This window comes from Thiomonas sp. SCN 64-16 (genome assembly GCF_001725585.1).
GTDB lineage: Bacteria > Pseudomonadota > Gammaproteobacteria > Burkholderiales > Burkholderiaceae_C > Thiomonas > Thiomonas arsenitoxydans.
Map to the genome: position 1 here is coordinate 45,251 of NZ_MEGQ01000015.1, position 6,834 is coordinate 52,084.

General features: G+C 66.0%; 6 protein-coding genes, 1 pseudogene and 1 riboswitch. Of the genes and pseudogenes, 1 reads left to right on the plus strand and 6 read right to left on the minus strand.

Annotation, left to right across the window (positions count from 1 at the left end; genetic code table 11):
• The 4 genes from thiS to ABT24_RS05985 all read right to left on the minus strand — a co-directional run bounded on the left by thiS (position 1) and on the right by ABT24_RS05985 (position 4,408).
• Positions 1 to 234 carry a sulfur carrier protein ThiS gene (thiS, locus tag ABT24_RS05970; protein WP_276729771.1) on the minus strand — a complete coding sequence of 78 codons (234 nt, stop codon included), beginning with the start codon at positions 232 to 234 and terminating at the stop codon, positions 1 to 3.
• Positions 231 to 1,328 (minus strand): glycine oxidase ThiO, encoded by a 1,098-nt coding sequence (gene thiO / locus ABT24_RS05975; RefSeq protein WP_276729768.1) that lies wholly within the window; start codon positions 1,326 to 1,328, stop codon positions 231 to 233. Before thiO ends, thiS begins: the two co-directional genes overlap by 4 nt.
• A 4-nt stretch (positions 1,329 to 1,332) precedes the next feature.
• Positions 1,333 to 3,342, minus strand: coding sequence for a phosphomethylpyrimidine synthase ThiC (gene thiC / locus ABT24_RS05980; protein ID WP_276729765.1), 2,010 nt, complete (start codon positions 3,340 to 3,342; stop codon positions 1,333 to 1,335).
• A gap of 31 nt (positions 3,343 to 3,373) precedes the next feature.
• Positions 3,374 to 3,506: riboswitch (TPP riboswitch) on the minus strand.
• 35 nt (positions 3,507 to 3,541) lie between these two features.
• Positions 3,542 to 4,408 (minus strand): pirin family protein, encoded by an 867-nt coding sequence (locus ABT24_RS05985; protein ID WP_276729762.1) that lies wholly within the window; start codon positions 4,406 to 4,408, stop codon positions 3,542 to 3,544.
• Positions 4,409 to 4,526: 118 nt separating this feature from the next.
• Here ABT24_RS05985 and ABT24_RS05990 point away from each other — a divergent pair, with 118 nt between their 5' ends.
• Positions 4,527 to 5,435 (plus strand): LysR family transcriptional regulator, encoded by a 909-nt coding sequence (locus tag ABT24_RS05990; RefSeq protein ID WP_276729759.1) that lies wholly within the window; start codon positions 4,527 to 4,529, stop codon positions 5,433 to 5,435.
• Here ABT24_RS05990 and ABT24_RS05995 read toward each other — a convergent pair.
• Positions 5,432 to 6,397: a fatty acid desaturase gene (locus tag ABT24_RS05995; protein ID WP_276729757.1), complete on the minus strand. Its 966-nt coding sequence runs from the start codon at positions 6,395 to 6,397 to the stop codon at positions 5,432 to 5,434. The genes ABT24_RS05990 and ABT24_RS05995 overlap by 4 nt on opposite strands.
• A gap of 2 nt (positions 6,398 to 6,399) precedes the next feature.
• Positions 6,400 to 6,834: pseudogene (locus ABT24_RS06000) on the minus strand (bifunctional diguanylate cyclase/phosphodiesterase); the annotation flags it as partial.

The following is a 6,834-nucleotide window of genomic DNA, read 5'->3' on the forward strand; positions in this document are numbered from 1 at the left end:
TCATCCTCCCACCACGGGGCTGACCACTTCGATGGCGTCGCCCGGCTGCAAGACCTGTTGCGCCCAAAGGGTGCGCGGCACGAAATGCCGATTCACCGCGCAAGCCAAAGCCAGCGTGGCGTCATAGCCGCGCTCGGTGAGCAAGTCGGCCAGCGTGGTGCTGGAAGTTTGCACGGGCTCGCCGTTGATTTGCAGAGACAGCGCCGATGCGATTTTAAGATTGGGGGTGCTCATCCAAGAGTCTCCACGGTCTGCGAGCGCAGCAGGGCCAACAGATCGCGCTCGGCCCGCTGCACCATCGCTGGAGCCACGAGATAGCCGTGGCGATAGAAGCCGTTCAATTGCCAGACGCCCTCGCGCTGCTTCCACACGGGTTGATGGTCGTCGGTTGCGGGGCGCAGGCTGGTGGCCACGCGGGTGATGCGCGCTTCGCCAAACGCCGGATGCACGCTGTAGAGCGCGCTGGCGAGTTCGAGCATGGAGCGCACGGTGATCGGCCCGGTGTCCTGCGACTCCAGTTCGGTCGCGCCAATGATGAAGCGCCCTTCGCTGCGCGGCACGATGTAGAGCATGTAGCGCGGATGGATCAGCCGCACCGGGCGGCGCAGGTTCACCGCCGGGCAGGTCACGGTGAGCACTTCGCCGCGCACGCCGCGCACGCCCGGCCAGGCCGCGTTCACGCCGCGGCAGTCCACCACCGCATCGGCCTCGATCAGCGCGCCGTCGGTGGTGTGTACCGAGCGGGCCTGCACGCTTTGCACAGTGGTGCGCTCGAGCCACTGCCCGCCCACGCGCGCCATGGCCTGCTCGATGGCGGCTTGCAGGGCTTGCAGCAATTGCCCGTTGTCGAGTTGGCCTTCGAGCGGCAGCCAAAGACCGCGGCTGAAACGTCCAGCGAATTCGGGCTCCAGCGCGGCGATGCCCGGCCCGTCCAGGCTTTGCACCGCGTCGCGTTTGTCGGCAGGCAGGCGGTAGCGGATGAGGTCGGCATAGTGCGCCAGACCGGGGTAGTCGGGCGCGTGCGCGACCACCAGCGAGCCTTCGTGGTGAAAGTCCACCGCCTGCCCGGTCTGCGCCTGCAGCGTGGCCAGCCATTGCGGCCAGATCGCCAAAGATTGCTCGCCGAGCGCGAACAGATCGGCATCGCCCACCACCAGCTCGGCGTAGGGGGCCAGCATGGCGGCAGCCACCCCGGCCGCATGGTCGAGATCATCGCGGTCGCGGGCATCGACCAGGGTGACCGGCACGCCTGCGCTGAGCAGACGCCACGCCAGCAGGCGACCAGCAAGCCCGGCCCCCGCGATCACCACTTCAGCAGTCCGCGTCATGTCTTCAGTTCTCCTGCTGTTGCGGCGCAGGAGCCCGCGAACCCGGCAACGGAGTCAACGCCCCCCCTGCTGCGGCTCCGCCTTCGCCCCCCCCCGAAGGGGCACGCCCCGCCTTGGTGCGGCCCGGCAGCGGGGCGTGCACATAGACCTCGCTGCCTCCCGCGCGGAACTCGGCCGACATTTCCGCCATGCCCACCTCGACGGCCTGCTCTGCATCCACGCCCTGTTTGGCGGCGTACTCGCGCACTTCCTGCGTGATTTTCATCGAGCAGAACTTCGGCCCGCACATGGAGCAGAAATGCGCCGTCTTGAAGGCGTCTTTCGGCAGGGTTTCATCGTGAAACTCCTTGGCCTTTTCCGGGTCGAGGCCGAGGTTGAACTGGTCGTCCCAGCGGAACTCGAAGCGCGCCTTGGAGAGCGCGTTGTCACGCGCCTGCGCGCCGGGGTGGCCCTTGGCCAGATCGGCCGCGTGCGCGGCGATCTTGTAGGTGACGATGCCGTCGCGCACGTCCTGCTTGTCGGGCAGGCCTAGGTGCTCCTTGGGCGTGACGTAGCAGAGCATCGCGGTGCCGTACCAGCCGATCATCGCTGCGCCGATGGCGCTGGTGATGTGGTCGTAGCCGGGCGCGATGTCGGTGGTCAGAGGCCCGAGGGTGTAGAACGGCGCCTCGCCGCACTTCTCCAACTGCCGGTCCATGTTCTCCTTGATGAGCTGCATGGGCACATGGCCGGGGCCTTCGATCATGGTCTGCACGTCGTGCTTCCAGGCGATCTGCGTGAGTTCGCCCAGGGTGTCGAGCTCGGCGAACTGCGCTTCGTCGTTGGCATCGGCAATACTGCCAGGACGCAGGCCGTCACCCAGCGAGAACGCCACGTCGTAGGCCTTCATGATGTCGCAGATATCCTCGAAGTGTTCGTACAGAAAGCTCTCCTTGTGATGCGCCAGGCACCACTTGGCCATGATCGAGCCGCCGCGCGAAACGATGCCGGTGACACGTTTGGCGCTCAGCGGAATGAAGGGCAGACGCACCCCGGCGTGGATGGTGAAGTAGTCCACGCCCTGCTCGGCCTGCTCGATCAGGGTGTCGCGGAACAGCTCCCAGGTGAGGTCTTCGGCCACGCCGCCGACTTTCTCCAGCGCCTGATAAATGGGCACGGTGCCGATGGGCACCGGCGAATTGCGCAGAATCCACTCACGGGTCTCGTGGATGTGTTTTCCCGTGCTCAGATCCATCACCGTGTCGGCGCCCCAGCGGATGGACCAGACCATTTTTTCAACCTCTTCGGCAATGCTCGACGTGGTGGCCGAGTTGCCGATATTGGCGTTGATTTTCACCAGGAAGTTGCGGCCGATGATCATCGGCTCGCTCTCCGGGTGATTGATGTTGTTGGGGATGATGGCGCGGCCGCGCGCCACTTCATCGCGCACGAATTCCGGCGTGATGCGCGATTGGATGTTCGCGCCAAAATGCTGGCCGGGGTGCTGCTTCAGCCGTCCGGCATCGAGCATTTCCTCCTGCCGCTGATTCTCCCGAATGGCGATGAACTCCATCTCGGGCGTGATGATGCCCTTGCGCGCGTAGTGCATCTGGCTGACGTTGGCACCGGCCTTGGCACGGCGCGGCAGCGGCAACTGCGGAAAGCGCACCGCATCCAGACCCGCGTCGGCGTTGTGGCGGCGAGTGGTGTCGGAGCTGAAGGCCGGCAGTCGCTCGGTGTCACCGCGCTCGGCAATCCACGGAGAGCGCAGCGCGGGCAGGCCGCGCGCCAGGTCGATGCTCACCTGCGGATCGGTGTAGGGCCCGGAGGTGTCATAGACCGCGAAGGGCGGGTTTTTTTCCACGCCAAACACCGCCGGCGTATCGGCCAGCCTGACCTCGCGCATGGGCACGCGAAGGTCGGCACGGCTGCCCTGCACATAAATCTTGCTGGACGCGGCGAAGGGGGTACGGGTGATGCGCTCGGTCAGCTCAGGGGCATCGACCTTGTAGCGGGATTCGGGCAGTGCAGACATGGTTCCTCCGGGGATGGATGAATGCCTGCCGTTGCACCGGCGCCTTGTTCCCTCCGCAGGTTGGAAGCGCACTCGCGGCGCACTTCCTAGCCCGATCAGGTTCAGCGGATTCTGCGTTACGCAGTCTCAGCCGGGAATTTCGCCCGGCGCTCCGACAAGCTCAGGCGCAGTATAGGCGTAGCCCCGCCAACTCGATCGCTTACGCCGCAATCTGGCCGAAACGGCCGCTGTTGAAGTCTTGCATCGCCTGATGAATCTCGGCTTGCGTGTTCATCACAAACGGACCGTAGCCGACGATGGGCTCGTCGATCGGCTCGCCGCTGAGCAACAGCAGCGTGGCGTCGTCCTCGGCCTCGACCAGCACGCCGTCGCCTTCACGGCTGAGCAAGCCGAACTGTGCCGAGCGCACCACCGCATCGCCGTTCACCTTCACCGCGCCGTGCAGCACCACCAGCGCCAGCGTGCGCCCCGTGGCGATGTCGAAGCGGGTCTGTGCGCCCGCGTTGAGCCGTACGTCCCACACGTCCATCGGCGTGAAGGTGCGTGCGGGGCCGCGGTGGTCGGCATACGTCCCGGCGATCACACGCACCCGCCCTGCCGCGTCGGGCAAGGCCACGTCGGGAATGGCGGCGTTCAACAAGGTCTGATAGCCGGGCGGCGACATCTTGTCCTTGGCGGGCAGGTTGACCCAGAGCTGCACCATCTCCAGCGTGCCGCCTCGCTCGGTGAACGCCTGCGAGTGGAACTCGTCATGCAGGATGCCGCCTGCGGCCGTCATCCACTGCACGTCGCCCGGGCCGATATGCCCGCCGGCCCCGGTCGAGTCGCGATGATCCACCTCGCCCTGATAGACGATGGTCACCGTCTCGAAACCTCGATGCGGGTGTTCGCCCACGCCGCGCGGCTGCTTGCCGGGCGCGAACTGCGTCGGCCCGGCGTAGTCGAGCAGCAGGAAGGGGCTGAGCTGCACGCCATGGCTGCTGTAGCTAAACAGCGAACGCACCGGAAAGCCGTCGCCAACCCAATGCTGGCGCGGGTTGCTGTAAATGCCTTGAAGGGTTTTCACGCTGTTTCTCCTGTAAGCCGGGGCCCAGCCCCGCGATGGCTAAAGAATATGGGCGGAACGATACGTTCGGTAGTCGCAAAATTTGCCTTGATCGTTCTACAAATGGAACAATAAACCGATGCGCGACTTGAATGATCTGTATTACTTTGTCCAAGTGGTGGAATACGGGGGTTTCGCACCCGCCGGACGTGCGCTCGGCCTGCCGAAATCGAAACTGAGCCGCCGCTTGGCGCGACTGGAGACGCAACTGGGCGCAAGGCTGATCCAACGCTCGACCCGCAGCTTCGTGGTCACCGAACTCGGGCAGACTTACTACACCCATTGCAAGGCCATGCTGGTGGAAGCCGATGCGGCCGAAGAAGCCATAGCCCGTACCCATGCCGAGCCCTGCGGCGCCGTGCGCCTGACCTGCCCCGTCGCCCTGCTCGATGCGCAAGTCGGGGGCATGGTCGCGGCCTTCCTGGTGCGCTATCCGCAGGTCCAGTTGCAGCTTGACGCCACCAACCGGCGCGTGGACGTAGTGGCTGAAGGCATCGACGTGGCCCTGCGCGTTCGCCCCCCACCGCTTGACGACAGCGATCTGGTGCTGCGAACACTTGCCGAGCGGGTGCAGGCACTGGTGGCCAGCCCCGCCCTGCTCGCCCGCACGCAGATGCCGCAGACCCCGGCCAGCCTGTCCGGGCTGCCCAGCCTGGCTCTGGGCAGCCAGCTCGGCATCACGCAGACCTGGGATCTGCACGGCCCTGAAGGCGCGCAGGCCGCAGTTCGGCATCAACCGCGTCTGGTGTCGTCGAGCATGCCCGCGCTGCGCGAAGCGGCAGTGGCGGGCGCGGGCATCGTGCAGCTGCCGTTGATGATGGTGCAGGCGCAGCTTGCCAGCGGCCAACTCACCCATGTGCTGCCCAGGTGGGCTCCACGGCCCGAGATCATTCACGCCGTGTTCGCATCGCGCCGCGGGCTGCTGCCCGCAGTGCGGGCGCTGCTCGACTTTCTGGCCGAGCAATTCAGCGTAGAGCCGAGAGATTAGGGCCCATAAATGCGGCTTCGCGGCAAGACCTGCTGAGCAATCGGGCCGCGTAACTGGCGCAGCAGCGCGCGCATATAGGGCTGGGCAAACTGCCGGTCTTGCGTACTCGCCGCAGCGGGCAATTTGCTCCAGGGTAGCGCCGGGTGGCGGTGATGGGTGGCGTGATAGTTGAAGTGCAGAATCAGCGCCGAGGCCCAGCGCGGCAGATCGAGCTGGCGCGCCTGTCGCACATCATCGCCGGGGGCGTGCAGCGGGGTCGCATAGTGATAGGCGTTGTCGGTGAGCGAAATCAGCAGCCCCCGGCCCAGCAGCGCCAGCAGCAGCATCCAGACATGCGTGCCGTAGAGCCAGACGCTGCACGCCATCAGCACCAGTGACGTCAGGCTGTCCAGACGCATGGCGCGCAGGGTGTCGGGCTTGAGCAGTTGCCGCTCCAGACTCTGCGCCAGCGACGGCAGACCGGGCTCGGCCGGCAGACGCTGTGCCAGTCGCAGCAGCCAGGCCGGCGGCAACCACACCAGCAGCAGCGCGGCCACTTCGCTGGCATACAGGCCGATGAGCAGTTGCGGGTAGTAGCGCCAGGCGGCCGCGCTGCGCGTGGTCAAGGCCGGATCGAACACTTCGCTGCGGTCGATGGCGGTGCGGTTGAACTGGTGGTGCTTGAGATGCCCGAACCGCAGCACCGCAAACGGCGCCGGAAAGCCGATGGCCAGCAGGCGCGAAAGCGCGTCGTTCAGGCGCCGGTCGGGAAGCAGCACGGCGTGGATGCCTTCGTGCAGCAAAGACCAGTAAAAAGTGGTCGCCAGCACCACGATCAGCAGACTCCAGCCCAAAGCAGGCAGCGCGGGCAGCAGCAGCGGCAGAACGATCCACAGCCAGCCCGACATCGTCAGCGCCAAGACCGCGAGCAACAGATTGAGCCGCGCCGGAATGCTGCGAGGGTCGGTTGCCGCGCTGCTCATGTTCACCTCAAGGCGGACGGCACTTGCACTCCGACCTGCGGGCCGTACTGCCGCCGGTCGATAAACACCCGGTCGTAGGCCTGCGCCTTGGCCACTTTTTTCAGCTCGACCAGAAGGGCCGAAACTTCGCGGTGCGATTCCACCTGCCCCGAAGCCAAAGTCAGCACGCCGAAGGACACGGTGGGAAATCCGAACCACTGCGCTTCGCCTCGGCGGTTGACGGCCTCGTATCCGCCGCGCTCACGTTGATCCGCATTGAAGAAGCGCGGCATCTCGGCGGCGAATTCCTGCGGAATGGTCTGCAGACGCTCGACGGCATCGGGCTCGGCGCTCACCACGATGAAATCATCCCCGCCGATGTGGCCGACAAAATCGCCCGGCCGCCCAAAGCGCGCCCGCAGCAGATCGGCCAGCAGCACAATGACCTCGTCGCCGAG